This is a genomic window from Nonomuraea zeae (assembly GCF_005889725.1).
GTDB lineage: Bacteria > Actinomycetota > Actinomycetes > Streptosporangiales > Streptosporangiaceae > Nonomuraea > Nonomuraea zeae.
Genome location: NZ_VCKX01000696.1, coordinates 1 through 1,047, shown reverse-complemented (window position 1 = coordinate 1,047; position 1,047 = coordinate 1). Strand labels below are relative to the sequence as shown.

1 protein-coding gene is annotated in these 1,047 nt (G+C 67.4%); it reads right to left on the bottom strand.

Annotation, left to right across the window (positions count from 1 at the left end):
- Window positions 1-694 (bottom strand): AfsR/SARP family transcriptional regulator (locus ETD85_RS62445; RefSeq protein ID WP_170247522.1); only part of this gene is annotated, 694 nt, incomplete at its 3' end.
- Window positions 695-1,047: the final 353 nt, after the last annotated feature.

Below are 1,047 nucleotides of genomic sequence, written 5' to 3'. Positions count from 1 at the left end.
GTTCCACGACGACCGGTTCGGGCTCGTCGCGCAGGATGGTGTCGTGCAGGCTCTGCAGTTCGCTGCCCGGGTCGATGCCCAGCTCGTCCACCAGGAGCGTGCGGCCCGTGCGGTAGGTGTCCAGCGCCTCGGCCCTGCGACCGCTGCGGTACTGCGCCAGCATGAGCTGGGCGCGCAGCCGCTCGCGCAGCGGGTTGGTCTCGACGAGCGCGGTCAGCTCGTGGATCAGGTCACTGTGCCGTCGAAGGGCGATCTCCAGCTGGATGCGTTCCTCGGTGAGGGTGAGCCGCCGGTCCTCCAGCCTGTGCGCCTCGCCTTCCACGTACGTGCTCTCCACCCCCGCCAGCACGGGCGCCCGCCACTGGTCGCACGCCTGCCTGAACAGCTTCGCCGCCAGCTCCAGGTCGCCGGCGGCCTGGGCCGCGCGGCCCTCGGCGGCCAGCCGTTCCGCCTCCAGGGCGTCCACCTGCTCGGGCAGGGCGTGCAGCACATATCCGGGCGAGGCGGTGCCCAGCAGATCTGCCGACGCGCCCGCCTCGGTCAGCGCCCTGCGTAACCCCGAGATGCAGATGACGATCTGGTTACGCGCAGTAGGCGGCTGGTGCGGGCCCCAGATCGCCTCGGCGAGCCGCTCGATGGAGACGACCTTGCCCGCGTTGAGGATCAGAACGGCGAGGATCACGCGTTGGCGCATGCCGTTGACGGCGAGTTGTCTATCCCCCACAAAGACGGCCAGGCTGCCGAGAATCCGAAACGACAGGCCGTTTGCCATGCACAACCCCCTGAGCCTGACCGACGCGGACTGTGTTTCCGAATCTTGATCACCTGGAGCGCGGCAAATCCGTAATCTCCCATTTGAGCATGGTTTGCGGGGATTGCCACCCCAGTTTTTCTGGGGTGTCAGGAACCATGACGAGCACGGTACGTATTCGACGGGGGAAGCGGAACAGATGAAGGTTCGGCCCTCGAAACACGCGACTTCGGCGGGGAGGCGACTGACCGCTGAACAAAGCGACCGAAACCCGGCCCGGAAACCCGCCCTAGACC